This is a genomic window from Aminobacterium sp. EBM-42 (assembly GCF_001896635.1).
Taxonomy (GTDB): Bacteria; Synergistota; Synergistia; order Synergistales; family Aminobacteriaceae; genus Aminobacterium; species Aminobacterium colombiense.
In genome coordinates, this window is record NZ_MPPC01000017.1 from 54,274 (window position 1) to 79,503 (window position 25,230).

28 protein-coding genes and 1 tRNA gene are annotated in these 25,230 nt (G+C 44.1%); 21 read left to right on the forward strand and 8 right to left on the reverse strand.

Going from position 1 to position 25,230, the window contains the following annotated elements:
- Positions 1 to 44 precede the first annotated feature (44 nt).
- The 5 genes from BUC50_RS04935 to BUC50_RS04955 all read left to right on the forward strand — a co-directional run bounded on the left by BUC50_RS04935 (position 45) and on the right by BUC50_RS04955 (position 5,172).
- The gene (locus BUC50_RS04935; RefSeq protein ID WP_013047938.1) at positions 45 to 659 is read left to right on the forward strand and encodes a metallophosphoesterase family protein; all 615 of its coding nucleotides are present in this window, start codon (positions 45 to 47) and stop codon (positions 657 to 659) included.
- A 172-nt stretch (positions 660 to 831) separates the two neighbouring features.
- Positions 832 to 1,092, forward strand: a complete 261-nt coding sequence (locus tag BUC50_RS04940) for a stage V sporulation protein S (protein ID WP_013047939.1) — start codon at positions 832 to 834, stop codon at positions 1,090 to 1,092.
- A 219-nt stretch (positions 1,093 to 1,311) separates the two neighbouring features.
- Positions 1,312 to 2,574 (forward strand): histidine--tRNA ligase, encoded by a 1,263-nt coding sequence (hisS, locus tag BUC50_RS04945; protein ID WP_013047940.1) that lies wholly within the window; start codon positions 1,312 to 1,314, stop codon positions 2,572 to 2,574.
- A gap of 39 nt (positions 2,575 to 2,613) precedes the next feature.
- Positions 2,614 to 4,422, forward strand: coding sequence for an aspartate--tRNA ligase (gene aspS / locus BUC50_RS04950; RefSeq protein ID WP_013047941.1), 1,809 nt, complete (start codon positions 2,614 to 2,616; stop codon positions 4,420 to 4,422).
- Positions 4,423 to 4,479: 57 nt separating this feature from the next.
- The gene (locus BUC50_RS04955) at positions 4,480 to 5,172 is read left to right on the forward strand and encodes a metal-dependent hydrolase (RefSeq protein WP_013047942.1); all 693 of its coding nucleotides are present in this window, start codon (positions 4,480 to 4,482) and stop codon (positions 5,170 to 5,172) included.
- 11 nt (positions 5,173 to 5,183) lie between these two features.
- Here the strand turns inward: BUC50_RS04955 and BUC50_RS04960 are convergent, their stop codons facing one another.
- The 3 genes from BUC50_RS04960 to BUC50_RS04970 all read right to left on the reverse strand — a co-directional run bounded on the left by BUC50_RS04960 (position 5,184) and on the right by BUC50_RS04970 (position 7,477).
- Positions 5,184 to 6,050 (reverse strand): MurR/RpiR family transcriptional regulator, encoded by an 867-nt coding sequence (locus BUC50_RS04960; protein ID WP_013047943.1) that lies wholly within the window; start codon positions 6,048 to 6,050, stop codon positions 5,184 to 5,186.
- A gap of 94 nt (positions 6,051 to 6,144) precedes the next feature.
- Complete coding sequence (locus tag BUC50_RS04965) at positions 6,145 to 7,092, reverse strand: radical SAM protein (RefSeq protein WP_013047944.1); 948 nt, start codon at positions 7,090 to 7,092, stop codon at positions 6,145 to 6,147.
- A gap of 13 nt (positions 7,093 to 7,105) precedes the next feature.
- Positions 7,106 to 7,477 carry a helix-turn-helix domain-containing protein gene (locus BUC50_RS04970; RefSeq protein ID WP_013047945.1) on the reverse strand — a complete coding sequence of 124 codons (372 nt, stop codon included), beginning with the start codon at positions 7,475 to 7,477 and terminating at the stop codon, positions 7,106 to 7,108.
- Between the two features lie 194 nt (positions 7,478 to 7,671).
- Between BUC50_RS04970 and BUC50_RS04975 the strand changes: the two genes are divergently transcribed.
- Complete coding sequence (locus tag BUC50_RS04975) at positions 7,672 to 8,571, forward strand: LysR substrate-binding domain-containing protein (RefSeq protein ID WP_286677207.1); 900 nt, start codon at positions 7,672 to 7,674, stop codon at positions 8,569 to 8,571.
- Positions 8,561 to 9,049, forward strand: coding sequence for a YbaK/EbsC family protein (locus BUC50_RS04980; RefSeq protein ID WP_013047947.1), 489 nt, complete (start codon positions 8,561 to 8,563; stop codon positions 9,047 to 9,049). The genes BUC50_RS04975 and BUC50_RS04980 overlap by 11 nt, the downstream gene beginning before the upstream one ends.
- Before the next feature lies 1 nt (position 9,050).
- Here BUC50_RS04980 and BUC50_RS04985 read toward each other — a convergent pair whose 3' ends face one another.
- On the reverse strand, positions 9,051 to 9,476 hold the full coding sequence (locus BUC50_RS04985; protein WP_013047948.1) for a PPC domain-containing DNA-binding protein: 426 nt from the start codon (positions 9,474 to 9,476) through the stop codon (positions 9,051 to 9,053).
- A 125-nt stretch (positions 9,477 to 9,601) separates the two neighbouring features.
- On the opposite strand from BUC50_RS04985, the gene BUC50_RS04990 reads away from it, so the two are divergent.
- On the forward strand, positions 9,602 to 9,892 hold the full coding sequence (locus tag BUC50_RS04990; RefSeq protein ID WP_169302794.1) for a hypothetical protein: 291 nt from the start codon (positions 9,602 to 9,604) through the stop codon (positions 9,890 to 9,892).
- On the opposite strand, the gene BUC50_RS04995 is transcribed toward BUC50_RS04990, so the two are convergent.
- Together BUC50_RS04995 and BUC50_RS05000 are read right to left on the reverse strand one after the other, a co-directional pair.
- A complete protein-coding gene (locus tag BUC50_RS04995; protein ID WP_013047950.1) occupies positions 9,860 to 10,849 on the reverse strand; it encodes an asparaginase in 990 nt (329 codons plus the stop codon). The genes BUC50_RS04990 and BUC50_RS04995 overlap by 33 nt on opposite strands.
- Positions 10,850 to 10,915: 66 nt before the next feature.
- Positions 10,916 to 11,578 (reverse strand): lactate utilization protein, encoded by a 663-nt coding sequence (locus tag BUC50_RS05000; RefSeq protein WP_013047951.1) that lies wholly within the window; start codon positions 11,576 to 11,578, stop codon positions 10,916 to 10,918.
- A gap of 161 nt (positions 11,579 to 11,739) precedes the next feature.
- Between BUC50_RS05000 and BUC50_RS05005 the strand changes: the two genes are divergently transcribed.
- The 8 genes from BUC50_RS05005 (at position 11,740) to BUC50_RS05040 (ending at position 16,332) form a co-directional block, all read left to right on the forward strand.
- Entirely contained in the window at positions 11,740 to 12,033 is a 294-nt protein-coding gene (locus tag BUC50_RS05005; protein ID WP_013047952.1) for a sigma factor-like helix-turn-helix DNA-binding protein, read from the forward strand.
- 28 nt (positions 12,034 to 12,061) lie between these two features.
- A complete protein-coding gene (gene ffh, locus BUC50_RS05010; RefSeq protein ID WP_286677208.1) occupies positions 12,062 to 13,411 on the forward strand; it encodes a signal recognition particle protein in 1,350 nt (449 codons plus the stop codon).
- A gap of 65 nt (positions 13,412 to 13,476) precedes the next feature.
- On the forward strand, positions 13,477 to 13,752 hold the full coding sequence (rpsP, locus tag BUC50_RS05015; RefSeq protein WP_013047954.1) for a 30S ribosomal protein S16: 276 nt from the start codon (positions 13,477 to 13,479) through the stop codon (positions 13,750 to 13,752).
- 2 nt (positions 13,753 to 13,754) lie between these two features.
- A complete protein-coding gene (locus BUC50_RS05020) occupies positions 13,755 to 14,000 on the forward strand; it encodes a KH domain-containing protein (protein ID WP_041459500.1) in 246 nt (81 codons plus the stop codon).
- Between the two features lie 13 nt (positions 14,001 to 14,013).
- Positions 14,014 to 14,544, forward strand: a complete 531-nt coding sequence (gene rimM, locus BUC50_RS05025; RefSeq protein WP_013047956.1) for a ribosome maturation factor RimM — start codon at positions 14,014 to 14,016, stop codon at positions 14,542 to 14,544.
- On the forward strand, positions 14,544 to 15,803 hold the full coding sequence (trmD, locus tag BUC50_RS05030) for a tRNA (guanosine(37)-N1)-methyltransferase TrmD (RefSeq protein WP_013047957.1): 1,260 nt from the start codon (positions 14,544 to 14,546) through the stop codon (positions 15,801 to 15,803). The genes rimM and trmD overlap by 1 nt, the downstream gene beginning before the upstream one ends.
- 33 nt (positions 15,804 to 15,836) lie before the next feature.
- Positions 15,837 to 16,184 (forward strand): 50S ribosomal protein L19, encoded by a 348-nt coding sequence (rplS, locus tag BUC50_RS05035; protein ID WP_013047958.1) that lies wholly within the window; start codon positions 15,837 to 15,839, stop codon positions 16,182 to 16,184.
- Positions 16,185 to 16,245: 61 nt separating this feature from the next.
- Positions 16,246 to 16,332: transfer RNA gene (locus BUC50_RS05040), tRNA-Leu, on the forward strand.
- Positions 16,333 to 16,430: 98 nt separating this feature from the next.
- Here BUC50_RS05040 and BUC50_RS05045 read toward each other — a convergent pair.
- Positions 16,431 to 17,225 (reverse strand): hypothetical protein, encoded by a 795-nt coding sequence (locus BUC50_RS05045; protein WP_013047959.1) that lies wholly within the window; start codon positions 17,223 to 17,225, stop codon positions 16,431 to 16,433.
- A gap of 5 nt (positions 17,226 to 17,230) precedes the next feature.
- On the reverse strand, positions 17,231 to 18,532 hold the full coding sequence (gene apgM / locus BUC50_RS05050; RefSeq protein ID WP_013047960.1) for a BPG-independent phosphoglycerate mutase family protein: 1,302 nt from the start codon (positions 18,530 to 18,532) through the stop codon (positions 17,231 to 17,233).
- Positions 18,533 to 18,603: 71 nt separating this feature from the next.
- Here apgM and BUC50_RS05055 point away from each other — a divergent pair, with 71 nt between their 5' ends.
- The 5 genes from BUC50_RS05055 to BUC50_RS05075 all read left to right on the forward strand — a co-directional run bounded on the left by BUC50_RS05055 (position 18,604) and on the right by BUC50_RS05075 (position 25,190).
- Entirely contained in the window at positions 18,604 to 19,392 is a 789-nt protein-coding gene (locus BUC50_RS05055) for a Mut7-C RNAse domain-containing protein (protein ID WP_213700804.1), read from the forward strand.
- A 43-nt stretch (positions 19,393 to 19,435) separates the two neighbouring features.
- Positions 19,436 to 21,490 carry an acetate--CoA ligase family protein gene (locus BUC50_RS05060; RefSeq protein ID WP_013047962.1) on the forward strand — a complete coding sequence of 685 codons (2,055 nt, stop codon included), beginning with the start codon at positions 19,436 to 19,438 and terminating at the stop codon, positions 21,488 to 21,490.
- Positions 21,491 to 21,492: 2 nt separating this feature from the next.
- The gene (gene plsY / locus BUC50_RS05065) at positions 21,493 to 22,095 is read left to right on the forward strand and encodes a glycerol-3-phosphate 1-O-acyltransferase PlsY (RefSeq protein WP_013047963.1); all 603 of its coding nucleotides are present in this window, start codon (positions 21,493 to 21,495) and stop codon (positions 22,093 to 22,095) included.
- A 92-nt stretch (positions 22,096 to 22,187) separates the two neighbouring features.
- Positions 22,188 to 22,670 carry a CtsR family transcriptional regulator gene (locus tag BUC50_RS05070; protein ID WP_013047964.1) on the forward strand — a complete coding sequence of 161 codons (483 nt, stop codon included), beginning with the start codon at positions 22,188 to 22,190 and terminating at the stop codon, positions 22,668 to 22,670.
- Positions 22,671 to 22,697: 27 nt separating this feature from the next.
- Entirely contained in the window at positions 22,698 to 25,190 is a 2,493-nt protein-coding gene (locus BUC50_RS05075; protein WP_013047965.1) for an ATP-dependent Clp protease ATP-binding subunit, read from the forward strand.
- The last annotated feature ends 40 nt before the right edge of the window (positions 25,191 to 25,230 follow it).

Here is a 25,230-nt window from a genome sequence, read left to right on the forward strand (position 1 = left end):
ATGAAAAAATGGTAAAATTGAAAATAATTTAGAGGTGATTCGTTATGGAATCTTGGAAAGAATTAATCTATAAGACATTGGACATGCTTTATATACCTGACAGCTTAATTGAGATGAGAGGGCGTGCTGTTTTGCATATATCGGATACGCCGTCTTCCTTTTATCCGTGTCTTAAGAAATTGATTAACCTGCTTGAGCCTTTAGCAGTGATTCATACAGGTGACCTTGTTGATGAAATAAAGCTTGCTATCCAGCCTAATAGGTTGCAACATTACATTAAAAGGCTTCGACCTCTTGCCCAGATACTGGAAGGAGGAAGAAAAAGAGACGTAATTGTTATAATAGGGAATCATGACAATGAAGACGCGGCAAGGCAGGTGTTTCATAAGAGTCTTATTGTAAACAAGAGCGGCTCTTTTAATGTGTGTGGCGTTTCGTTAAACGTGAGTCATCATTTTGAAGGGCTTCCTATCTCGCCGGGGGCGCTGAATTTATTTGGACATAATCAATTCATGCCAGAGCAAGGTGGCGGAGAAGTATATTTAAATGGGTTGCTTTCGATGCATCTTATTGATCCAGATAATGGGACCATTCACCCACTGTCCTATCCGCGATTTGTAGATCAAAACAGGCTTTTGAAGAGAAAGTTTGGGTTATAGGGTCAACTTTAACGAATTAAAAGTGTTATTTTTGAAGTTTGCTTTGCAAAACACTTGTCAAATGACTAATGAACCTACTATACTTAACTTGTTTCAGAGAGCGAAACACATTGATCTATAAAAGTTCCTGTTTTTTATTACTTGCGGCGCTATTCAAGGGAGGTCGAATTTCATGGAAGTGCTCAAAGTCTCTGCAAAGTCGCAACCCAAATCCGTCGCTGGAGCTATCGCAGCAGTTCTTCGGGAAAAAGGGGCAGTTGAGGTCCAGGCAGTTGGGGCTGGTGCTGTAAACCAGTCCGTGAAGTCAATTGCCATAGCACGGGGATATGTGGCTCCCAATGGAATTGATCTTGTGTGTATTCCTGCTTTTGCCAAGATCGAGATTGATGACGAAGAAAGAACGGCTATCAAGTTTCAGCTTGAGTCTCGTTAGAAATTAGACGTTTTTGCCGTAAGGGAACAGGCAGGCGTAACGGTATTTTCACCGTTGCGCTTTTCTTTTATGTCCTCTCAATTTCCCACTGGAGAATTTCGTCGCAAATGTTTATACTTACCTGCATAATGTATAAAAAGATAGAATGCTTGTTATAGGCATCTATATATGTGTTATGTTTCTCGTAAATTGTTCCTCATATCAATGGGAGGGAGTTTTATGGCAGATATTAAGGCACCGCGAGGTGTGAGGGATATTCTCCCTGAAGAATCCTGGAAATGGTCCTATGTGCTGAAAATTGCAGCGGAAGTGGCAAAAAACTTTGGCTATTCCGAGGTCCATTTGCCTGTTTTTGAGCACACAGAGCTTTTCTCTCGCGGTATCGGTGAAACAACGGATGTTGTGGAAAAAGAGATGTATACTTTTGAAGATCGAGGTGGTCGCAGTCTCACCCTTCGGCCAGAAGCGACAGCATCAATGGTTCGCTGTTATTTAGAGAACAAGCTGAACAGCCATGCGCAACCGGTGAAATTGTGGTGCGCAGGCCCCATGTTCCGCTACGAGCGTCCCCAGAAGGGGCGATATCGTCAATTTTGGCAGCTGGATTTTGAGAGCCTTGGGACAAAGAATCCCATGGTAGATGTGGAGGTTATTGCTCTTTCTCTTGAACTATATCGGCGTCTTGGCCTTCAGAATCTTGAAGTGGTGATCAATTCTGTGGGGTGTCCTGAGTGTCGGCCAGCGTATAAAGAGAAGCTCAAAGAGTATTTTAAGCCACGGTATGAAGAGCTTTGTAAAACATGTCAGAGTCGCTTTGAAAGGAATCCTCTCCGAATTCTCGATTGCAAGAATCCTGAGTGTAAAGAAATTACGGATGGGGCCCCGGATATCTACACGAGCCTTTGCGATGATTGCCGTTGCCATTTCGATAAGGTACAAGAGGGATTAAGCAGAATTGGGGCTCATTATCATATAGACAAACGCCTTGTTCGCGGTCTTGATTATTACACAAAAACGGCTTATGAGGTTTTGTCTGGAGCTCTTGGCGCTCAGAATGCCGTGTGTGGCGGCGGTCGTTACGACAATTTAGCAGAGACAATTGGCGGTCCTTTCACTCCAAGCGTTGGTTTTGCCACTGGTCTTGAGCGGATAGTGCTCGTTATGGAAGAGCAAAACTGTTCTTTTGGACCTAGCCCAGATTTGGATGTATATGCCATTGGCCTGGACGAAGCTTCTCGCGAGGAATTGCAGAAGCTGGTGGCAGAGCTTAGGCAGGCAAATATTTCAACAGACATGGATTATATGGAGCGAGGGATGAAAGCTCAATTTAAATCAGCCGATGCTTCGGGAGCGGTTTTTGCCTGTATTCTTGGTGGGAACGAGTTGGCTAATGGTGTGGTCAACGTTAAGAACCTCAAGACTGGCGAACAAGTAGAGGTTGAAAGAACAGCCGTCCTTAACTACATAAAAAGCAATTTATAATAATAAAGCGAGTTTGCCATCTGTTGTGGAGGTTATAGAATGAGCAGGTCGGAACATTTTGATGTATCCTGGAAACGTACTGTACGGTGTGGAGAACTTTCTCTTGATCAAGAAGACAATAAAGTTGTTTTGAATGGATGGGTTCGCCGTCGCAGAGACCTCGGAGGACTTATCTTCATAGAGCTTTGGGATTATACAGGAGTTACACAAGTTGTGATCAATCCTGAGCTTGTTCCCGAAGTGCATGAACGAGCGAAGTCTTTGCGGAGCGAATTTGTTATTTCGGTTCACGGTAAGGTTCGGAAACGACCAGAAGGAACAGTAAATCTCTCTATGAAGACAGGCGAAATAGAAGTTGTAGCTGAGGACTTTATGTTGCTTTCCCCAGCAGCTCCTTTGCCTTTTGAAGTTTCCGATGCTACCAATAAAGTGGATGAAAATTTAAGGTTGCGCTATCGTTATCTCGATTTGAGACGGGATAAAATGCAGCGCAATCTCCGAATTCGTAACCAGATAATCAGATTTACCCGTGATTTTCTTGCCCGTTACGATTTTGTCGATATAGAGACCCCCATGTTGACAAAATCTACACCGGAAGGAGCCAGAGACTATCTTGTTCCGAGCCGTGTAAACCCTGGCACTTTCTACGCTTTGCCTCAGTCGCCGCAAATCTTTAAACAAATTCTGATGGTCAGTGGTTTTGATCGGTATTACCAGATAGTGAAATGCTTTAGAGATGAAGACCTCCGTGCTGACAGGCAGCCGGAATTTACTCAGATTGATATGGAAATGAGCTTTATCACAGAGGAAGATATTTATGCCCTGGTTGAGGAGTTTATGGCTGGTCTCTTTAGGGAGATAGCTCAAGTTGACATTCCTACTCCTTTTAGAAAAATGGACTATTGGGAAGCTATGGATCGTTTTGGCAGTGACAAACCAGATTTGCGCATCCCTTTTGAAATACATGATGTCGCTTATATCTTTAAAGAAAGTGACTTTGCACCATTTAAGGATCTTTTAGCCAAAGGCGGGTACGTAAGGGGCTTGCCCTTGCCCGGTGGCGCATCCCTTTCTCGGAAGGAAGTTTCACTTGTTGAGGAAAAGGCAAAAAAACTTGGCGCAAGCGGACTTGCGTGCTTCCAGTTTAAAGAGGGTTGTCTGAAAGGCCCTCTTGTAAAGTTTCTTTCAGAGGAACAGCGGCAGCGCCTTGTAGAGAAGGCCGCGTTGCATGAGGGTGATGCATTTTTTGTATTAGGCGACCTGAACCGATCTGTAGCAAGCCAAATACTGGGACAGCTTCGCCTGGATCTCGCAAAAGAACATAATCTTATGGATAGGGATAAATGGGAATTCCTTTGGGTTGTACATTTTCCTCTTTTCGAGAGAGATGAAGAAGAAAATAGATGGGTTGCAGTGCATCACCCATTTACGTCTCCTGTAATTGAAGACCTTCCTTTTCTTGATAGCGAGCCTCAAAAGGTCAGGTCACGAGCCTACGACTGTGTTCTTAACGGGAATGAAATAGGAGGAGGGTCTATCAGAATACATGATCCTGAAATACAGGAAAAGGTGTTTCAATGCCTGGCATTTAGCAGAGAAGAAGCCAGAAAACGTTTTGGTTTCCTTCTCGATGCCTTGAGCTCAGGTACGCCGCCTCATGGCGGCATTGCCTTTGGTGTGGACCGCCTTGTAATGCTTCTTTGCGGAGCCTCATCTATTCGCGATGTAATGGCATTTCCCAAAACCCAGAAGGCCCAGTGCTTAATGTCTGGAGCTCCTTCTTTTGTAAGTCAGGAGCAGCTGGACGAACTCCATATCGATAGTCTGGCCGAAGAAGACCAGGAATAGCATACTAAAAGGCCGGAGCGATCCGGCCTTTTTAAACAAAGAAAGGAGATGAAAACTATGGTTCGTATTCATTACGTAGGGCATGCCGCATTTCTCATCAAGACAGAAGAGTTCCAGCTTTTAATTGACCCTTTTATAACGGGGAACCCTCTTGCCGTTGACACAATAGATGCCTTCACTAACGTAGATTACATTTTTGTTACCCACGGTCATGGAGATCATCTGGGGGATACTGTAGAAATTCACAAGCGCACAAAGGCTACAGTGATTACAAATTTTGAAATTTCTCAGTATCTTGGTAATAAAGGCGTTGCGTGCCATGCCATGCATATTGGCGGTTCTTTCGCATTTCCCTTTGGCCAGGTGAAAATGACTCCGGCTCTTCACGGATCTGGCATAACAGACGAAAATGGAAATGTTATACCCGGAGGGAGTCCCTGTGGCTTTCTCATCGAAATTCAAGGCTGTAAAATCTATCATGCAGGGGACACAGGGCTGTCTGTGGAAATGCAACTTTTAAAAGACGAACATATCCATGTGGCTCTTCTGCCTATTGGAGGGAATTTTGTAATGAACGTTAAAGATGCTGCGAAAGCTGCAAATATTATTCAACCCTCTCTCGTTGTCCCTATGCATTACAACACTTTTGACCTTATTAAAGCAAATCCTGAAGAACTTGCACCTCTCATTACTGGCGATACGGAAGTTCGAATTCTTCAGCCGGGGGACGAGCTTCTTATCAAACCCTGACTCTAGTTTCTTTAATACCGCAGATCGTAGGTAGGATGGTAAACCTTTTCGTCATGAAGTCCCTGTGCTTGTTTTTCTAGTGCTTTTTTTGCCTCTTCTCCCATATTGACAGCCAGGATAGACGAGAGAATGTGTATAAGGAAAAGGGGGCCAATAAGAGAACTCCCAAAGGTAGGGCTCATATCGCTCACAAAGAACGAGAGATCAGCGAACTTGCAGATTGGAGCAGCTGGACTATCTGTAATAGTGATGATGTTGGCCCCCCGTTCTGCTGCTAGTTTGATCGAATTTGTAACCTCTATAACGTAGCTTGGCAATTCGCAAACTATAACAAGATCACCTTTTTCTATGGCTCGAGCTTGTTCGATGAGAGCTAGAGAACCTCTTTTCAGAAGTACGCCCTTCAAACCTAGTTCCAGCAGGCGAGTGTAAAGAGATTCAGCTACGAGGGCAGATATTCCCCAGCCTATGCAGAAAATGGTTTTTGCTTTCTGCAGCATGGCGCAAAAAACTGCGGCGTTGTCAGCCTGAATCTGGTTCCAGGTGTCATCGATGTTCGCATGCTCCAGGCGATATATTTCTTCTGGAAGATTTTTGTGGTCTTTCATAATTTTTGAAAGCATGGCAGAGGGATTGACTTGCTGCAAAACAGTTTTTTTAAGAGTGTCTTTCAATGCAGCATACCCATCGAATCCAAGCATTCTTGCTACACGAACAAGCTGCGCTTTTGATACGTCAAGCTTTTCTGCTACTTCTCCGATGGATAAAAAGGCTGCTTCTCTAGAATTGGCAAGAATATATTCTACAACCCGTCTCGCCTTATTAGGCATTCCCTCCATCTTATGTCTTAAGAGATCAAGGAATTCCTGATCAGACATGATCAAACACCTCCATCAAAACGTAATACTCTTTACATAGTTAGTGTACTTAAGTTTATTTCAAGATGCAACTAACGTCAATAATAAACAAAAGTTAGTTGGTGTTTTCCCAAATTACGATTTGAGCTTTTAGTTTTTCAGGTGATTGTCCTGTCATTTCAGATAAAAAAGAAAGTCCCCAACAGTTATGTCCAGTAAGTAAGGAAACATCTTTCTGAAATATAATCCATGGGCCTTTAGAGCTTATGCCAGTAAGCCTTAAAACAAAGGCTACACTTTTGGCCAATTCGCCAAATGAAGGATGATGCGGTCCTGCCGAAACTGATCTTTCTAAGCTTTCCGTTTGTTGCAGGCCAACTCGTTGCACAGAGAACCCCAGATTTTTGGCATAATAGAGAAGGGTTCCGACCCAATGGGCTGCTTCAGAAACTGAGAGGGGAGTGTATTGACCACTTAGTAACAAGTTTTCCAGCATAGTATTTCTTAAGACTAGACATGGGTAGAAACGCAAGGTTATACTACGCGGTCCCTTTAGTTCCGCAAGCTTAAAAAGATCTTCAAGACTGCTCTTCAAGTTTTGCGTAGGGAGTCCGACCATCATTTGGGCGGCGACGGAAAACCCCTGATCAAGGAGGAGTTTAAGGGCTTTTAATCCATCTTTTTCACTATACCCTCTGTTACAAAGTGATAGCACATGGTCGTCAAGGGATGAAATTCCAAGCTCTACCATAGAGATAGGAAATTTCTTTAGCCTTTCTACAGTATCTCTAGAAATACAGAGAGGGTGAGTCGAGAAGCGAACAGAACTTCCTGAAGGCGCAGCAACTATTGCTGCTAGATATTCTTCCTGCAGCCTTTCTGGCTGGCACGTAAAACTTCCCCCAAAATAACAGAGCTCTACTGGTTCCAAAAGTGTGGATAGCATAGTTACCACCTCGTGAGGCGAAGGTGGTTGATATTCTCCAGTAATAGCCCTCTGATCACAATAGATACACCGATGAGGGCAGTTTCTCATAGGGAGGAAGACGGCTCGCCTTTTCATCTTTTCTTTATCACTACTTGTCTAAATTCTCTTTGTTTTCATTTTGCCAAAAAGAAACGGTTGTTTCTATAAGCTGCAGAAGAAAGCAAAGTTCATTTTTTGAAAAACAATGGCTCTTATACCAAATTCCCCCACCCCCATGATTTTCGAGGAGTTCTTCGAGGTGGATTCGCCCAGATTCATCTGAAGGAGTTCCTTTTACCAAATCTGTAATTTCCACATCAAGGGCTTGCGCTAATTTTGAAAGAAGCTTCATAGAAGGAAGCCTCCTGTTACTTTCAAGGGCTTGAATGTAAATCCGGCTTACATCGGTTTTATCCGCAAGGGCCTGTTGGGTTAAACGTGCGGCTTTCCGCAATGTTTTGATACGTATCCCTAAACTCATAAAATAGAAACCTCCATTCAGAATCATTGTCGTATAATTTATATCATAAAAAGAATGATTACAAATCGTACATCATGTAAGAGAAACCCTCTCTTGACTGATTCTACCTGCTGAATGATACTACAGGAAGGGTAAAAATAAAGATGTAAAGTGATTTGTTATAGAATTAAGACAATGGAAAGGGGATTACAGACGTGGATTTTCGACAGCTCGAAAGTCTGGTGGAAGTACTCGGAAAAGGAAGCATTTCTGGAGCTGCAGCATCCCTTGGTATTTCTCAACCTGCCGTAAGCAAGCATATTGCCCGTCTTGAAGAAGAAATGGGCATAAAGATTTTTGTGCGGGGTCAGAAGTGCTCTAAGCTTACTGTAGAAGGGGAAATTCTTTATGATTTCGCCAAAAAAGTTGTTTCTTCTCTCAATGATATAAAACGAGAAGTGACCAATGTTTCTTCTGAGGTGGCCGGTACGGTGACCATAAGTGCGAGTTCAATACCTGGCGATTTCGTTTTGCCGTCAATACTCGTAGATTTTCGCCGTCAATACCCTTACGTAAATGTGGAGGTCTATATTTCAGATTCCAGAGAAGCCTTGGAAAGACTGGTAACCAAAGATACAGATATTGCGGTGACGGGTTTTAGCCGCAATACCTCTGGTCTTGAATCTTACCCCCTCTGTGAAGATGAACTTGTTCTTATCGTTTCTCCTGACCATCCACTGGCCAATCGCAGAGCAGTGACCATGAAAGATGTGGAAGATCTTGATCTCATTGGCCGAGTTCCCGGTTCCGCCACTCGCAGGATATGGGAAGATGCCTATAAAGAGCATTTTGGGGTGGAGAAGGAGGTCGGCTTGAGCTTTGGCCATGTTTCTGCTGTTGTAAATGCTGTAGAATCTGGAGGGGAAGGTGGCATTGTTTCCAGACTGGCGGTGGGCAAAAACACACACCTTGTTACAATTCCATTTTCCCCGGCATTAAAACGATTTTTTTACATTACTTATGGGACAGTTTCCACCCGTGCCATGAAAGTGCTGATAGATTTTTTGCGCGAAAGGGTGCTACAAATAATTGGAGGTGTAACTCGTGTCGACTGAGTTGGTTTTTGATCCTGTAGCTAACGTAACGGCTTTTCTTCGTGAAAATGGATATGATGTAAATATTACCATAAGCTGCCAGACTATTTTCACAGTGGATGACGCAGCTCTTGCTGTAGGGGCTCCTGCTGAACATATACTAAAGACCCTTCTCCTTCTTGTAGATGAAAAACCCGTCCTAGCCCTCATGTCAGGCCCTAACAGAGTAGACTTAAAAAAGGTAAAGCAGGTTTTTGGAGCTAAAAAGACAAAAATGGCTTCACCTGATTTTGTCTATGGCTATTCGGGCTATAAAATTGGAGGGGTCCCCCCTGTAGGATATCCGGAAAAGATCCCCGCAGTTCTTGATGAGGACCTTTTCCGGTATGAAACAGTTTGGGCTGCAGCTGGAACTGACCACGCCTTTTTTCCCATATCCCCTGAAAGACTTCAAATTCTTACGGAAGGGCGAAAGGCCGACATTAAAAAAGAACGATAGGTTATAGCCTTGTTTCGGGAGCTAAAGCCTCGAACCACTCGTCAAATTCACGGTTCAAATAAATTGTTTTGAGCGGAATGATGCATATTTCTACATTGTGATGGACGAGAGCCTGAAGAATATGTCCACCTAGGCATGTGTGGTCGGGGCGGCTGAAAACAGCGTGTAAATGGGGGTAGATCCCTTCGTGTTTGTAACTTACGTTACCGTTAAGGGCCAAGAGTTCCATAACGTTGTTATAGGTGGCTTTCTCATATTCTTTGCCATTGAACCATCCAAAAGTAACATTTGTTACCATGCCTGCTGCTGAAACAACAACTGCAGAGTCAACATCCCGTTCTTTGCAGACGAAACTGATGGAATTATGGATGTCTTCCCCATGGGTGAGCCGTAAAACAATCATTTCGTCAGTGGCTGCATACTTCATTTCTACACCTCCCGGTGGGAAATGATCTTTTGAAATATTGTATCACGAAAAGTCGATATTTTTAAAATATTATTTTTCGTATTACAACATGAGGGTTTCATATAATATGGTTTAACATATTTCTTGTGTTATTAGCAGGTGTTGTTGCAGGTTTTCTTAATGTTGCAGCAAAAGGCGGTAGCAGTAGTATGTTAATGTTGCCTTTTTGGGTTTTTCTTGGCATGAGTTTGGCTAATGCAGGCAGAGATAGGGTTCTCAATCCTAGAGAAGCAATTCATTTTGCAAGTGCTGTGAAAATGACATATGACGTTCTTCAATACGATATAAAAAGTATCAAGAAGAGCTGGGCTGTATTACTAGAAGAGCTGCCCAGCTCTTCTAGTTTATTGCGAGTAGAGAAATTTTTGAAGCTCTGAGCCTTTAAGGCCTGCTCCGAGGCCAGCGGAAAGTTTTAACCTCGCTTGAAGGGGTCTTAGATTCCCTCCGTCGTACACCCCTAGCTCAAGAAGTTTGTTGAGGCTCCCTTCAAAGTTAAAAAACCGCCGTGTACGTCCCATAAAACAGCGAGAGGAAATGACAACCGGGATGCCGTCCCTGATGATCTTCCTTAAAAAGGGGATCCATGATGGAGAAATAGTACCATCTCCGAAACCTGCGATAACGAGTCCATCGAGATCTCTATCTTTTGCTTCTGATAAGAGTTTGATAAGAAGCTCTCCTCCTCCAAGATTAGCGTATATCAACTCCACATTTCTGGCAGGAACATGATCTCCTTCAAGCACTTTGCTGCGTTTGTGAATTCTTAATATCTGTATGTCTTGACCAATTATCTCGCCAAGCGGGCCTCTGTCAGGTGATACAAAAGCGCTTCTGCGATGGTTTGTTTCCTCCGTTATTTCAGAGGCTGCAAACAACTGGTCCTGTAAGCACACTAGAACACCTAACCCCCAGCATTTTTGGGATGAGGCAGCATACATAGCCTGGGTTAAGTTAATAATAGCATCCGTACCCGGGACATCAAAAGGAAGTGTTGCTGCCGTGAAGATGACAGGTTGGGGGTAGGCCCAGAATAGATCTGTTAAATAGGCCATTTCTTCAAGGGTGTCAGTGCCGCTTGAAACAACAATGCCGTCCACACCTTCTATTATTAGCTTATTCAATATTTGAATAAGGTCAGTTGTCATACGAATAGAGTAGTGGCTACTTGGCTGATGGCTCCAATCTACAAGGAAAACATCTTGCGACATGTCCTCTGGAAGCCACGAAAGCATGGTTTCGCCACTTAAGAAGGGCTGGTGTCCAGAGTCCTCTTCTGTCTTCAACCCTATTTGCCCTCCAGCAATTACCAGAGCAATCTTCCCTCTTTTGGGCATTAGATCATCTCCTCCTTAAAACTGACAGACTTATACGAGAAATGGGAAGAGTGCATTGGCGATGATTTAGTATCCAAGATTTTCTCCTACAACGATTACGTGGGTTTCGCGTCCCGTGGTGGGGCGTTCAAGAATAAGAATTGCCCTGCAAACTCGAGTGGCGCTGTTGCAATCCACACAGTGGCCGACATGGGAACATGGAGTATCAATATTCAGGCGGATGGCGTTCGGAGGTGTCGCCTTATCTCGAATGCGGGCAAGGGCGCTGTCAACATCCCGCGCAATCTTGTTAATTCCAACGACAAAGATCAGTATATTAGTTCCCCATGCCATAGCGCTGACACGATTACCAGTGCCATCAATATTAACAAGCATGCCTTCTTCCGTTAATGCATTTGAGCTTGTAAGAAAATAATCTGAAAGGAATTCTTTTTTCAGAACTTCTTTTTTTTGCTCTGGACTTAAAGTGGGGTCCCAATGCTGAGCAATAGTGCAACCACGTTCTTGGAGTTTTTCGATAGCTCCAATTTGTCGGATGGTTACACTGCCGGGAATACCCACGGTAGCATTTTGGGGTATAAGTTTTAATACTTCTTCTAAAGCCTGTTCTCCCGTGTCTACATAAATAGCTTCAAATCCCTTGGACGTGAGGTTTTTAACGACATTGACACCTAGTTGTCGATTGCTGGCAGTCTGTGCTGCAGCAAATGGATCTTTTTTATTCGTCATATTTTTGCCTCCTTGTTATGCCCTATAGGGGCTATGATAAACGTGTCTATCATTACAAGAAAGATGGAAATTGTCCAGACATGATGTAAAGGTTTTGTCCTTGACACTCTTTTTGAAGGAGCGTATAATCACTCTGCTTTAAGAGGAGGTTTGATTCTGCCATGAGAGAAGAAGATCTTCTTGAAGATCGAATTTATCTAAACCAGCTTTATGATCTATACGGAGCTCTTTTGACAGAGAAACAGCGTAATGCTTATGAACATCATGAGTTTTCAGATCTTTCCATTACAGAAACCGCTGAACGTTTAGATACTACAAGGCAAGCTGCTTTTGACCTTATATCCAGGGCGAAAAGCAGGCTGGAAGAACTTGAAGCTCTTCTTAAACTGCACGAACGGATAAAGAATCTTGAAAAGCGAATAGAAGATTTGGAAGAGCGTTGCCAGGATAAATAGTACCCCCTTTCCTAGGAGGGATTCGTATATGTTTGAAGCGTTGAAAGAGCGTCTAGAATCTGTTTTTAATACTCTAAAAGGTAAAGGTAAACTATCAGAAGAAGATGTTAATGCCGCTTTGAGAGAAGTCCGCCGGGCCCTACTCGAGGCTGATGTAGACTACAAAGTAGTGAAGTCACTGGTAGACTCTATTCGGGGACGTTGTATTGGCCAGGAAGTTCTTGATTCTATTACTCCGGGTCAGCAGGTTGTCGCCATTGTGTACGAGGAACTTGTAAGTTTGATGGGGGAGGATGTTGTCCCCTTTATCATTTCTTCTAAGCCTCCCACGCTTTGCATGATGGTAGGTTTGCAAGGAAGCGGTAAAACCACATCAGCTGTAAAAATAGCAAAGCGCATTCAAAATGCCCATAATCCGTTGGTCGTAGCTTGCGACCTTCGTCGGCCTGCAGCCATAGAGCAGCTGAAAGTACTTACACAGCAGAGTAAAGTTGCTTTTTATGGCCCCTCAGGGGGAACCCAGGATGTTATCAAAGTAGCTAAGGAAGCCCTTGCCTATGCAGAGGATCATTTGAATGACGTTATTATTTTTGACACTGCGGGACGGCTTCATGTGGACGAAGATTTGATGGAGGAACTTTCTAGGCTTAAAGACCTTGTAAATCCTCATGAGATCTTGTTAGTAGTAGATGCTATGACAGGGCAGGAAGCAGTCAAAGTGGCAACAAGTTTTCATGAAAAGCTTTCTTTAACAGGTGTTGTTTTAAGCAAATTAGATGGTGATGCCCGAGGCGGAGCTGCATTGGCAATTAGAGCTACAACGCAGGTTCCCATAAAGTTTGCAGGTGTTGGAGAAGGTATTGATGCCATTGAATTGTTTGATGCCAAGCGGATGGCTCAGCGAATTATTGGCATGGGAGATGTGATGGGACTTGCTGAAAAAGTTCAGCAAGTGACATCTCAGGAAGATGTCGCGAAAATTACGAAAAGTCTTAAAAAAGACAAACTCACCATGGAGGATCTTTTATTGCAATTCGAGCAGATAGAAAAGCTCGGGCCTCTTGATAAGGTTATTGACATGCTTCCCGGCATGGGAAAAATGAAAGAATTAAAAAATGCTGAACTTGATCCGAAACGGCTAAAACAATCAAAAGCAATCATACAATCTATGACTCTGGAAGAACGCCGCAATCCTCAAATTATCAAAGGGAGCCGAAGGCGGCGTATTGCAGAAGGATCTGGAACTACTGTGCAAATGGTTAATCAGCTTCTCAAGCAGTATGACCAGATGAAACAACTTTGGAAGTATATGGGCAAAGGTAAAAAAGGTTTTCGCCTTCCGAAAGGACTTTTCGGAGGCGGAGGGTTTCCTTTCTAATCTAAACAAGGAAAGAAAATAAAAGATTGATCTATTTTTTATTAAAGCAGGAGGTGTCACATTCAATGGCGGTACGTATTCGTTTAGCCCGGTTCGGGCGCAAAAAAACTCCTTTTTATCGGCTTGTAGTAGCCGATTCGAGATCACCACGTGATGGACGGTTCATTGAGCTTCTGGGAACCTATAATCCCATGGTGGATCCCGCGGACATTAAGATCGACGAGGAAAAGGCTCTCTATTGGCTGAAAAATGGAGCTTCTCCCTCTGACACGGCTCGGGGCATCCTTAAGATGGCTGGTGTGTGGGAGAAATTCGCTGCAGAGAAAAACTCTGCTGAGTAATGATGGCTAATTACCAAGAACTTGTAAAATACATTGTCGATCACCTTGTTACTATCCCAGACCAGGTAGAAATTACCACAGAAGTGAATGACCGGGGAATAGTGATGGTTTTGATCAAAGTAGCTTCTGAAGATGTGGGACGGGTGATTGGAAAACGCGGCGCCACGATCAATGCCATCCGTTTAGTGGCAAAAGCTGCTGCTGTGAAAGAAAATGAACGAGTGGAAGTGGATATTGAAGCAGATTGAGGTGTGACGGTCCATGGAAAACCGTAACCTTGTTACAATTGGGCGTATCGTAGGAGTGCATGGTTTGCGTGGGGGTATTAAAATTTTTCCTCTCACTGATTTTCCCCAGCGCTTTTTTACGATGAAAAACCTTGCGGTTTATGGCGAAGATGAAAAACCTCTGGCTGTACTCACCGTTCAAGATATGAAATTTCTGGATGGCAAAGGAATTATCGTTGCCGAAACCCGTGAACTTCAAACGCCTAAAAGTGCTGAAAGCCTGAAAGACTGCTTGATCAAAATTACATCTGAAGAACGGTATTCTTTGGAAGAAGGGGAATACTGGATTGATGATTTAATCGGTATGAAGGTGTTTGAAAAGGGGAGCGGCCGCTATCTAGGGATGGTGCATAACGTTTTCTTTGCCGGGGAAAATGATATCTACACCGTGATTTCAGATGACGGAAAAGAGCATTTTATTCCCGCAGTATCAGAGTTTATAAAAAAGGTGGACATTGATAATCGCGTTATGGAAGTTGAGATGATCGAAGGATTGTGGGAGTAATGCGCGTTACTATAATTACCGCATTTCCTGAGTTTTTTCGTGATTTTCTTTCTACAAGCATCATTGGCCGGGCTGTGGAAACAGGTTTGATCAACGTAAATTTGATTAACCTCCGGGAGTATGGCTTCGGAAATTATCGACAGATCGATGATTATTCTTTCGGCGGCGATGGCATGGTGCTCATGGCCGAACCTCTTTCAAAGGCGCTGGAAAAGGCTCGAGAGGGTCATCAGGGGGTAGATACTGTAGTCTATCCCAGTCCTCAGGGGGCTATGCTTACCCAAGAAATGGTGGAGTCCCTTGCGAGCAGGGAGCATGTTATTATCATATGCGGCCATTATGAAGGCATCGATGAACGCTTTGCAGGGAAGTGTGTGGATCTTGAGGTTTCCATTGGAGACTATGTGTTAACTGGGGGAGAAATACCAGCGATGGCCATTATTGATGCTATGGCTCGTCTTGTCCCAAATGTAGTAGGAAGGGGCGGGGCAGTAGAAGAAGATTCCTTTTTCAGGGGTATGCTGGATTTTCCTCACTATACAAGACCAGCACTGTGGGAAGGAGATCAGGTACCGCCCGTACTCATTTCAGGGAACGAGAAAGAGATCGATAAATGGCGTAAGCAGCAGTCTGTACAGAGAACATTGCGAAGGCGACCTGATTTATTAAGTCGAGCTAACATAGCATCGTACCTTGAAAAAGGAGTGTATCTGGCTTTGGTCCACCATCCTGTTATGGACCATTATGGGCAAAAAACGACAGCGGCTCTCACTGGTCTTGATCTTTCGGATATTAGTCGTTCTTGTCGTACTTATGGGCTACGTAAATTTTTAGTGGTTACTCCTCTGAAAAGTCAGCGGGAACTCGCAAAAACCATGGCCGCTCATTGGGTGAAGGGCTATGGAGCATCTTTCAATCCGAGCAGAGCGGAAGCATTTAAGACAATGAAAACGGTTCCAACTCTTGATAAGGCTATTGAGTGGATAAAAAGCAAAGAACACGAAGAGCCTCTAGTTGTTGGAACCACAGCTAGAGCTTGTTCCGGGGCAATTCACTGGCTGGAAATGAAAAGGACTCTTCTGGAGAGCCAGAAACCAGTGCTTTTTGTGTTTGGTACGGCTTCCGGGTTGCACAAAGAAGTCACTGAACGATGTTCTGTTCTTTTGCAGCCTCTTTCTGGGGGAAAGGAAGATTATAACCATCTCTCTGTTCGAACTGCGGTAGGAGTGATTCTCGATAGGTTTTTCGGGTGGAGATAAACGATTTTTGTAATGGAGTAAGGAGGGTTAGCAATGGATGCCATTAAACTGGTTGAAAAGAAATATATGAAAAACGAAGTGCCAGAATTTCGTTCAGGAGACACTGTTCGTGTCCATGTGAAAGTTACTGAAGGGGCTCGTGAGCGTATTCAGGTTTTTGAAGGTGTTGTAATAGCGAGGAAACATGGCGGAGTCAATGAAACTTTTACCGTCAGAAAGATTTCAAATGGCGTTGGCGTTGAAAGAGTTTTTCCAATCCACTGTCCTTCAATCGATAAGATCGAAGTAAAACGCCTTGGGAAGGTACGTAGAGCTAAACTGTACTATCTGAGAAAGCTCAGTGGTAAGGCTGCTCGTATTAAAGAAAGAAGAGAATTCTAAGTTTTTAGCATCTCTATGTATTGACTTAATGGGCAAGCCCCATTATAATAACCGTCGTTCTGCGGGGGTGGCGGAACGGGTAGACGCGCAAGGCTAAGGACCTTGTGGCCTCTGGGCTGTGGGAGTTCGAGTCTCCCCCTCCGCACCATATTGGGTTTGAAAGGGAAACATCGTACGATGTTTCCCTTTTTTAGTGCGCGCCGTTTTCGGATTACCTCGTTATGAACGTTCTTTGATTTTCCGCGTTCAAAACGGTGAGGCTATAGCTTTTCGAATATATTCTTCCATAAGGGGAACAGCGAAATCATTAAGATATTTTTGAATTGATTCTTCTGAGTAGGCAACGCATCCGTTTTCTCCCACATAATTTCCGCTAAGTACACAATCTAGCTGACGTCGTCCCCCCTCCCATGATATCCCAAGGAGGCTTTCGATCTCACTGCCTTTACTAATATGGCGGAGGGGCATCTCCAGGGAGAGACCAAAAAGCTTAAAGAGAGCTATGTACCCATCAAGGGATACACTGATCTGATTTATTTTTATAGCACTGTCATGGGATTCTCTTTCTCCGGCTATAACAGTTTTTATTCCAAGCTGAAGGGCCAGGGGGATACGGATCCCATGAAGATATAGGTGGCAGCCTATACAGGGTGTATAAAAACCAAATTTAGCCAAGGATATAGCCGTGATAGAGCCGCAAACTCTTTTCCAAAGGGCTGGTGAACCCATAAATACAGGAGAATAAATATGGACCGATAATGAGCGAAGGTGATCTTTCATATAATCAAGGTTATCGTATAAACTTATCCAGTCGCCATATTCTGTCGCGGTGTAAGCGATGGTGGGAACAACCCCTTTAACAGAGTGGTTTTCCATGTATTTAAAAAGAGCAGCGAAACTATCTCGTCCCGCGACCTCAATGATGACAACATCCTCCGTAGCCCTTATCCTCTTTATGTCATCTCGTGGCAGCATCCATGGCGGAAAATCTGCAATGAGCTCCGGTTTTCTCAGCAGAATAGCTTTGAGTCGTTCTTCCATGATTCTCACCCTCTCAATGGGATGTATGGGCCGGGATAATACGGTTGGTCTACTGGTGAATCCATGAGTCCTGCGAGCTTCCCTCTATCTAGAAGGTTTAGGGTCATATACATGAGCTCATGCCCTCGCAACAATCCCAATCCGCCTGCGGCACAACTTATTTCATCAAAGACTTGTACGGAGTCTTTTCGAGTATAACGTCCACTCATAATGATGGGCACAGTTTCTCCAGAGTGAATCATGTTTCCTACACTGGCGGTAGAATGGTCAGAGGTTACGATAAACAGTACCTCGTCATCAGGAACTATTACCTCATAAGCGAATTTAAAAGCCTTGTCCAGGGCCTCTATCACATCTATTTTCTTTTGATAGCTTCTTTTGTGAGCCGCTTCATCTGTTGCCTTAGTATGAACATAGATAAAATCATAATCTGTCGCTTCATAGGCTGTGCGAAGCCGTTCTTCAAGGTCTTTCTCAGGGGCATCTGTGTCACTTACACGAAGGATATCCATGCCAAGAATAGAACACAAGCCATGATAGATGGCACCGGAAGCTATGCAGAGTGCCCGAAGCCCCCATTTCTGGTGGAAAGGTATAAGAGGGCGGTATTGCCCAGCTCGCTGAAGACCTATAAAATTTATTGGAGGTTCGTTGTCCCTCTCTCTTTTGCTGTTTATAGGATGGGAAGACAAAATCTCATAGGACCACCTCATGTAGTCATTAAGAATTTCAGCGGTGTAATGTGCTTTTTTGAAATTCTTTGTGTCTTCTCTGGGGAGAACTTGCATAATAGGCCGTTCTTCATAGATAGGATTGGAGTCTGTTACCTCCGAGGAAAGCCCAGGTCCCCGCATGATGGAGAGCCCGGCGATACCAGTGGTGGGAATAAATTCGATCTCTATGTTGTCCTTTCTATAGAACCTGATAGCGTCATGAAGTGGTTTTAATACGGAAGGATCAGGATTCATCTTTTCAATCTTCAAGATAAAGAGGTTTTCTTTTTTGTCTACTGAGAAAGTGCGAGAAAGCAAGGACACGTCGCCATCTCTTACAGGAACCCCCTCTGCCCTGGCTTCGATGTACCCTCTCCCGGGGAAGAAGGCGAGATCATAGCCAAACATTATAAAGTGGGCCATTTCACTTGGCAAAGCCTGACCTTGCAGGCAACTATGATAGAGGCCGCATGTGCCTGATGCCGCAATACGATCCAGATTGACAGTTCGAGCTGCCTGAAGGGGTGTCTTCCCTTCCAGGGGGGCTATTCCTTTATCTCCCAATCCATCGAGAACAACCAGTATACATCTCATGAAACGATTATAATATAAAAATATTAGTGGGAAAAGAATTTAAAAAGCGTGAAAGATGGGGGGCTGCACCAATGAAGGCACAAATAGCTTTCTCGCCAAGTTTCTCGTATTTTTTTTATCCTTCAAAAGAAGAAATGACGCCTCTTAATTTTCCCTTGCAAAGGCTTACCTCCGTAAAAGACGGTGTGGAGGCTTTGGGTGTGCCTCACACTGAGGTGGGGGAGATTCTGGTTAACGGAATTTCTGTTGATTTTAATTATCTTTTGAAGGATAGAGACAAGGCATGTATATTGCCGTTTTCCCCGCCAGTTGATGTTACTAAAGCGACACTTTTAAGGCCAGTACCTCTTGAGCGGCCTTCTTTTGTAGTTGACATTAATGTAGCCAGACTAGGATCCCTTCTTCGATTGATGGGGCTTGATACTGTTTACAACCATGCATGGCGTGATAAGGATATTGCTGCTATTTCTAAAGATGAAGGGAGAATTGTAATAACGAGAGACCGTTCCTTGTTAAAGCGAAAAATAATAACCTATGGACGGCTTATTCGCGAGGAAAGGCCCTGGGCCCAGCTATTTGAGGTTATAAAGTTTTATAATCTAAAATCGTGGCTTTTTCCTTTTAGCAGATGCAGTTTTTGTAACGAGACTCTTCGCCCCGTCCAAAAGGAAGATGTTCTTGATCGCCTGGAGCCTCTTACGCGGTTGTTCTATAATGAGTTTACCGAATGTCCAAAGTGCGGAAAGGTCTATTGGTCAGGATCTCATAAGCAGAGGATAAAAGAGAGAATTCTGGTTATGCTGGAGAAATCTCAGCAGTTGAAAGCAGAGGATGATTATACTTCTGATAACATGTTTTAATATAAAACCACAGTAGTGAAAAGAGGAAGGATTGATCATCACAATGTCTGAGGCAAAATTTGACAGATTGTTTAATCCCCGCTCCATTGCGTTAATAGGAGAGGGGCTTGCATGGAGCGGAGCGGCTGCAAGAGCTGAGAAGACCCTTCAGGAGTCTTCTTTTAATGGCCCCGTTATTGAGATTAAAAATGAAGAAGCCACTTTTCAACAGGTGGATTTAGCCATTTTAGACGTGGCGACATGTCGTTTGCCTTACTGGCTTGGCAGATGCGGAGAAGAAAATATTCCTTATGCCATGCTCCTTGCATCGGAACAAAGTGGAGTGTGGAGTCAAAAAGATAAAGAGACAGTCAGTCGAATACTTTCGAAAAGCGCATTACGCATTATAGGTCCGGATTCCATGGGATTTATCAATTTAAAAGATAAGATTGTTATTTCTCCTTTTCAAGGGTGCTTCAGCAAAGATCAATACGAGAAAGTAGCGCTTATTTCGCAAAGTGGGGATTTGGGCTTTGCTGTTGCTTCTGCTGCTCGATTAGCAGGGACAGGCTTTCGATATGTGATAACAACAGGTGGGACATCAGATATAGATTTGGCTGAGGTTGGAACATGGATTCTAAATGATCCTTGTGTAAAGTTAATGCTTTTCTGTCTGGAGGGATTGCGTGACGGAGTAGCTTTTTTAAGAATGGCTCGTGAAGCCAATCTGAGGGGAGTACGCCTTGGAGTTCTTAAAGCCGGGCAGAATGTTTCATCTCGCCAGGCTATTTCAAGTCATGTATCGGCTGGTGCAGGGAATGCGGCAATTTGGAGTGCTGCATTTAAGCAGTTTGGAATTCTTCCCCTGCGTGACACAGATGAAATAATAGACCTGGCCTGTGTCTATAATTCCTTCCTCCCCCCTGCTGGGCGAAAAACTATCATTGTTTCTCCTTCCCGAGGAGCAGGCATTGCCTTTTCTGATAATTGTTTTGAAGAGGGGCTGAAGGTGCCATCAGTTCCCGAAGATCTTCAAAGAGAGCTGAAAAAAAGCCTCCCTTCTGATGTTTATGTAAATAACCCTATCGATTTGGCTTCCCTTGGAATGGAGGGGGCAGAATATGTAACCTACCTGCTCCGACGTCTGATGAACTCTCCCAATTTGGACATAATAGCTGCTGTTTTAACAGAAAGCCGGGGAGAAGAAGTGCGAAATATTATGGCAGCGTTGCTTGATGTGGTCAGGGATAGAAAGCACCCGGTGGTGTGTTGTTCTATGGGAGGCATAGAGGAAGAAGAAGTGAGGGAAATGTTAAAGGAAGAAGGTATTCCCTTTTTTACCAGCCCAAGACGATGTGCTCGAGCCTTAGCGGGCTTGAGTGTCGGCATCCCTTCTCTTGAAGCATCAATGCCTGTAAGTTGTGAGGAGTGTGCTGTGGCGGAAGAGAAAGAAGGACTCCCTGACCTCCCCCAAAGCATGACAGAATATGATGCGAAACGACTTCTTGCTTTTCACAATATAGATATTACCAAAGAATATTTGTGCCACTCATTGGAAGAAGCTATTGAAACAGCAGAAACTATTGGCTATCCAGTTGCCCTCAAGGTGATGTCTCCGAATATCGTCCATAAAAGTGAAGCCCGAATAATAGCATTAAATTTGAGAGGGGAAGAGGAACTTAGAAATGCCTATGGCCGCACCTTGGAAAAAGCCAGACTGGCTAACCCAGCAGCGGATATCAGGGGGGTACTTGTTCAGGAGATGCTCGAGGACGGTATAGAGTGTACTGTTGCGATCAAACGGGATACTGTCTTTGGAGCGGTACTATCTGTTGGCCTCGGAGGTATATACGCGAGTGCCGTTCGGGATTTTGTCATGAGAGTTGCTCCTGTGGACGAAGAAAGTGCTATGGCGATGATTAGAGAATTGAAGGGATACTCTCTTTTACGCGGGGTTTGGGGGCGCCCTGGTTATGATGTGGCGGCATTTGCTAAAATGGTGGCCAGCCTTTCAAGATTGGCGTGTACTGAAACTAGGCTTGTTCAATTGGAAATAAACCCTGTTTTTGTAAAGAAAAAGGGTGCTGTTGTTGTGGATGCATTTGTTCTAAGGAGGTAACAATGACAAACTGGATGTGGATTCTAATTGCATATTTAGCAGGATCTTTCCCCACAGGATATGTCTTTGTTAAATTATTTTGTGGTGAAGATATCCGCACATTTGGTTCTGGGAACATAGGCGCCACTAATGTTGGACGTCGGATGGGGAAAAAATGGGCAATTATCGTGACGATTATAGATATGATTAAAGGCGGAATGGTGCTTGTTTTAGCAAGATCTATGAAAGTGGAAGGCTCCTCGCTTCTCGCTCTAATGGCATTTGCTAGTGTATGCGGGCATAATTTCCCCATATGGCTTAAAGGCAAAGGCGGCAAGGGTGTGGCGACGACCTTTGGTGTGGTTTTCTTTATGATACCTCCCTATAGCTCCTATGCTGCTTTGGCAGCTGGCATAATATGGTATGGAACCTTGAAAATTTCAAGGTATGTGTCTGTGGCTTCAATAGCATCTCTTTTCAGCCTTCCCCTTATTTTCATAACCCTTAAAATGGATTCTTCTCATGTTTTGGCAGTTCTCTCCATGGCTTTTCTGGCTCTTGTCCGCCACAAAGAGAACATAAAACGTATACGCAGCGGAGAAGAGAACCAAGTAGGCAAAAAATAATCTATCCCCCCTAATTCTGAAACAACCTTGACTAATATTGACCAATTCTCTACAATAAGAACACCAACGATTCAGGGTAGGAGGTTTGTGTTATGTCGAGCCTGACTGAGGTTATTGAAGATTATATTAATAAGCTTTTTCAAGAAGAAATGGAAGAAGAAGCTATTTCTTTACGACGTAAAGACCTTGCGGAATTCTTCGGTTGTGTCCCGAGTCAGATCAACTACGTTTTAAGAAGCCGTTTCACTCCTGAAAGAGGATATATAGTAGAAAGCCAGCGTGGGGGACATGGTTATATCCGCATAGTTCGTATCTGTTACGATGTGCCGGAAGAAAAGATAAGTCATATTGAAGATATAGTGGGTAATGCTGTAAGTGAACAGGATGCAAAACGTCTTTTAGCTGCCCTTCAGGACAGAGAGCTTCTTTCTGCGAGAGAACGTCTCGTGATAGAAGTGGCGATGAGGTTTTTAGATGAAGTGGCCAGCTCTGATTTCGATGTATCTCCTTACAAGCGAAATGCTTTGCAGGCCGAGATCTTAAAACGAATGCTTCGAGGTCTGGCCCTTGCATAAGAGCATTATTTGAAAGGGTGGAAAACCATGTGGCAGTTTTTTACGGAACGGGGCAAAAAAGTAGTTCAGCTTGCCCATAGAGAGGCTCTTCGGATGGGGCACGACGTAATCGGAACAGAGCATATCCTTCTTGGCCTTCTCGTAGAAGGAGAGGGTGTCGCTGCTCAGGTTCTCAATTCACTTGGCGTGAACTTTCAGGAAGTCCGTCGGCAAACAGAAGAACTCGTAGGAAAGGGACAGCCTATATTAAAGCCTATTGATCTTCCGTTGAGCCCACGAGCAAAACGAGTGCTTGATCTTGCCATTAAAGAAGCTCGGAATATGGGAGTTAACTATGTAGGCACAGAGCATGTGCTTCTCGGTCTCTTGGCCGAAGGGGAAGGTGTGGCAGCTCAGATCCTTCTGTCTTCAGGTGTAGATACTGTTATTGTTCAGCGGGAAATAAGCCGTTTCATAGCAAATAACGAAGCAGATAGGGGGGTACAGCCAGATCTATCCGGCGAAGGGCAAAGGAGCCTGCACTCCAAGACCCCTACTCTCGATCAGCTAGGTATAGATCTTTCAGAAAAGAGTCGAAAAGACGAACTTGACCCCGTTATAGGCCGAGACAAAGAAATTCAGCGAGTGATACAAATTCTTGCCAGACGAACCAAAAACAACCCGGTCCTTCTTGGGGATCCTGGAGTAGGGAAAACTGCAATAGTGGAAGGACTGGCACAGAAGATTCAAGATGGTAATATTGCTGAAATTTTGAGAGGGAAAAAAATAGTTCAGCTGAACATAGGAAATCTCGTAGCCGGAACAAAATACCGCGGCGAATTCGAAGAGAGGATGAGAAAGCTCTTAAAAGAACTTCGAGAAACAGGGGATGTTATCATCTTTATCGATGAGATTCACTCCATAATCGGTGCCGGTGGCGCAGAGGGAGCTGTGGATGCTGCCAATATACTCAAGCCAAGTTTATCGCGAGGTGAGTTTCAGGTCATTGGCGCTACTACATTAGATGAATATCGTAAATATATAGAAAAAGACGCAGCCCTTGAACGGCGCTTTCAGCCAGTAATGGTTGAGGAACCCTCGGTAGACGATACGATTAGCATACTTGAGGGACTCAGAGATCGATATGAGTCCCATCACAGGGTAAAGATATCAGACGATGCCCTTGTCGCTGCCGCTCGCCTTTCATCAAGATATATTACAGAGCGTTTTCTTCCCGATAAGGCGATTGACCTGATCGATGAAGCAGCTGCCCGAGCTCGCTTGAAAACCATGGAGATTCCCGCAAATCTTAAAGATATAGAACATGATCTTGAAGAGGTTCGAAAAGAAAAAGAGGCTGCCGTAACCTCTCAGGAATTTGAAAAAGCTGCTCGTTTACGAGATACTGAACGGAAGATATCGGAGGAACTCGAAGAGAAGAAAAAAGATTGGCAGTCCAGGCGATATCAAGAGAAACCTCTCGTTTCTTTTGATGATATTGCCACTATAGTGAGCGAGTGGACGAATATTCCAGTAACTCAGTTGACAGAAGAAGAAACCCAGCGACTGCTTAGGATGGAGGAAGAGATACATTGCCGGCTTATTGGCCAGGAAGAGGCGGTTAGTGCCGTTGCCAGAGCTATACGTAGAGCGAGGAGCGGCATGAAAGACCCCCGTCGTCCCGTGGGCAGTTTTCTTTTCTTAGGACCCACAGGCGTCGGTAAAACTGAGTTAGCCAGAAGATTGGCAGATTTTCTCTTTGGCAGCGAAGACGCCATGATCCGTCTTGACATGAGCGAGTTTATGGAACGCCATGAAGTAGGAAAACTGATAGGGGCCCCTCCTGGGTATGTGGGGTACGATGAAGGTGGAAAGCTTACGGAGGCCATTCGTCGACGTCCTTATTCAGTAGTGTTGTTTGATGAAATAGAAAAGGCCCATGAGGACGTTTTCAATATCTTGCTTCAAATTCTGGAAGATGGTCGGCTTACAGATGGTCAGGGTCATACAGTTGACTTCAGGAATGCTGTTATTATTATGACCAGCAATATTGGGGCCAAAGATTGGGTCAAAGGGACATCCCTTGGATTCTCAATATCAGGAGAAGCGGATGGTTATTTCGATTGGGATAAAACTAAATCTGATATTTTGGATGCGGTGCAAAAAACATTTCGCCCTGAATTTATTAATCGAGTAGATGAGATGGTGGTTTTCAGGCCTCTGAGCAAAAAGGAAATGCTTGTTATCGTTGATATCATGTTATCCGACGTAAGGGAACGGTTGCGTTATCAAGATATAGATATTAAGGTTAGCGAAGAGGCAAAAGCGTTTATTCTCGAAAAGGGTTATAACCCAAGATATGGTGCCAGACCCTTGCGGCGAAAAATTCAGCAGCTTATAGAAGACCGGATGGCAGACATGCTGCTTGAAGGCAAGATCAAGAAGGGAAGTCTCGTCTCTATTGATGAGGACAAAGGTGAAATGACTTTTGAGTGTACAAAACCTCAAAAAAGGAAAAAAGAAAAGAAGGCGGCGGTTTAGAGCCGCCTTCTTTCATAAAAAATAACCCCTTTGTTTTTTC

Coding starts and splice junctions, on each gene's coding strand:
- BUC50_RS04935 (WP_013047938.1), top strand. CDS start 45: ATGGAATCTTGGAAAGAATTAATCTATAAGACATTGGACATGCTTTAT.
- BUC50_RS04940 (WP_013047939.1), top strand. CDS start 832: ATGGAAGTGCTCAAAGTCTCTGCAAAGTCGCAACCCAAATCCGTCGCT.
- hisS (WP_013047940.1), top strand. CDS start 1,312: ATGGCAGATATTAAGGCACCGCGAGGTGTGAGGGATATTCTCCCTGAA.
- aspS (WP_013047941.1), top strand. CDS start 2,614: ATGAGCAGGTCGGAACATTTTGATGTATCCTGGAAACGTACTGTACGG.
- BUC50_RS04955 (WP_013047942.1), top strand. CDS start 4,480: ATGGTTCGTATTCATTACGTAGGGCATGCCGCATTTCTCATCAAGACA.
- BUC50_RS04960 (WP_013047943.1), bottom strand. CDS start 6,050: ATGTCTGATCAGGAATTCCTTGATCTCTTAAGACATAAGATGGAGGGA.
- BUC50_RS04965 (WP_013047944.1), bottom strand. CDS start 7,092: ATGAAAAGGCGAGCCGTCTTCCTCCCTATGAGAAACTGCCCTCATCGG.
- BUC50_RS04970 (WP_013047945.1), bottom strand. CDS start 7,477: ATGAGTTTAGGGATACGTATCAAAACATTGCGGAAAGCCGCACGTTTA.
- BUC50_RS04985 (WP_013047948.1), bottom strand. CDS start 9,476: ATGAAGTATGCAGCCACTGACGAAATGATTGTTTTACGGCTCACCCAT.
- BUC50_RS04995 (WP_013047950.1), bottom strand. CDS start 10,849: ATGCCCAAAAGAGGGAAGATTGCTCTGGTAATTGCTGGAGGGCAAATA.
- BUC50_RS05000 (WP_013047951.1), bottom strand. CDS start 11,578: ATGACGAATAAAAAAGATCCATTTGCTGCAGCACAGACTGCCAGCAAT.
- BUC50_RS05005 (WP_013047952.1), top strand. CDS start 11,740: ATGAGAGAAGAAGATCTTCTTGAAGATCGAATTTATCTAAACCAGCTT.
- ffh (WP_286677208.1), top strand. CDS start 12,062: ATGTTTGAAGCGTTGAAAGAGCGTCTAGAATCTGTTTTTAATACTCTA.
- rpsP (WP_013047954.1), top strand. CDS start 13,477: ATGGCGGTACGTATTCGTTTAGCCCGGTTCGGGCGCAAAAAAACTCCT.
- BUC50_RS05020 (WP_041459500.1), top strand. CDS start 13,755: ATGGCTAATTACCAAGAACTTGTAAAATACATTGTCGATCACCTTGTT.
- rimM (WP_013047956.1), top strand. CDS start 14,014: ATGGAAAACCGTAACCTTGTTACAATTGGGCGTATCGTAGGAGTGCAT.
- trmD (WP_013047957.1), top strand. CDS start 14,544: ATGCGCGTTACTATAATTACCGCATTTCCTGAGTTTTTTCGTGATTTT.
- rplS (WP_013047958.1), top strand. CDS start 15,837: ATGGATGCCATTAAACTGGTTGAAAAGAAATATATGAAAAACGAAGTG.
- BUC50_RS05045 (WP_013047959.1), bottom strand. CDS start 17,225: ATGGAAGAACGACTCAAAGCTATTCTGCTGAGAAAACCGGAGCTCATT.
- apgM (WP_013047960.1), bottom strand. CDS start 18,532: ATGAGATGTATACTGGTTGTTCTCGATGGATTGGGAGATAAAGGAATA.
- BUC50_RS05055 (WP_213700804.1), top strand. CDS start 18,604: ATGAAGGCACAAATAGCTTTCTCGCCAAGTTTCTCGTATTTTTTTTAT.
- BUC50_RS05060 (WP_013047962.1), top strand. CDS start 19,436: ATGTCTGAGGCAAAATTTGACAGATTGTTTAATCCCCGCTCCATTGCG.
- plsY (WP_013047963.1), top strand. CDS start 21,493: ATGACAAACTGGATGTGGATTCTAATTGCATATTTAGCAGGATCTTTC.
- BUC50_RS05070 (WP_013047964.1), top strand. CDS start 22,188: ATGTCGAGCCTGACTGAGGTTATTGAAGATTATATTAATAAGCTTTTT.
- BUC50_RS05075 (WP_013047965.1), top strand. CDS start 22,698: ATGTGGCAGTTTTTTACGGAACGGGGCAAAAAAGTAGTTCAGCTTGCC.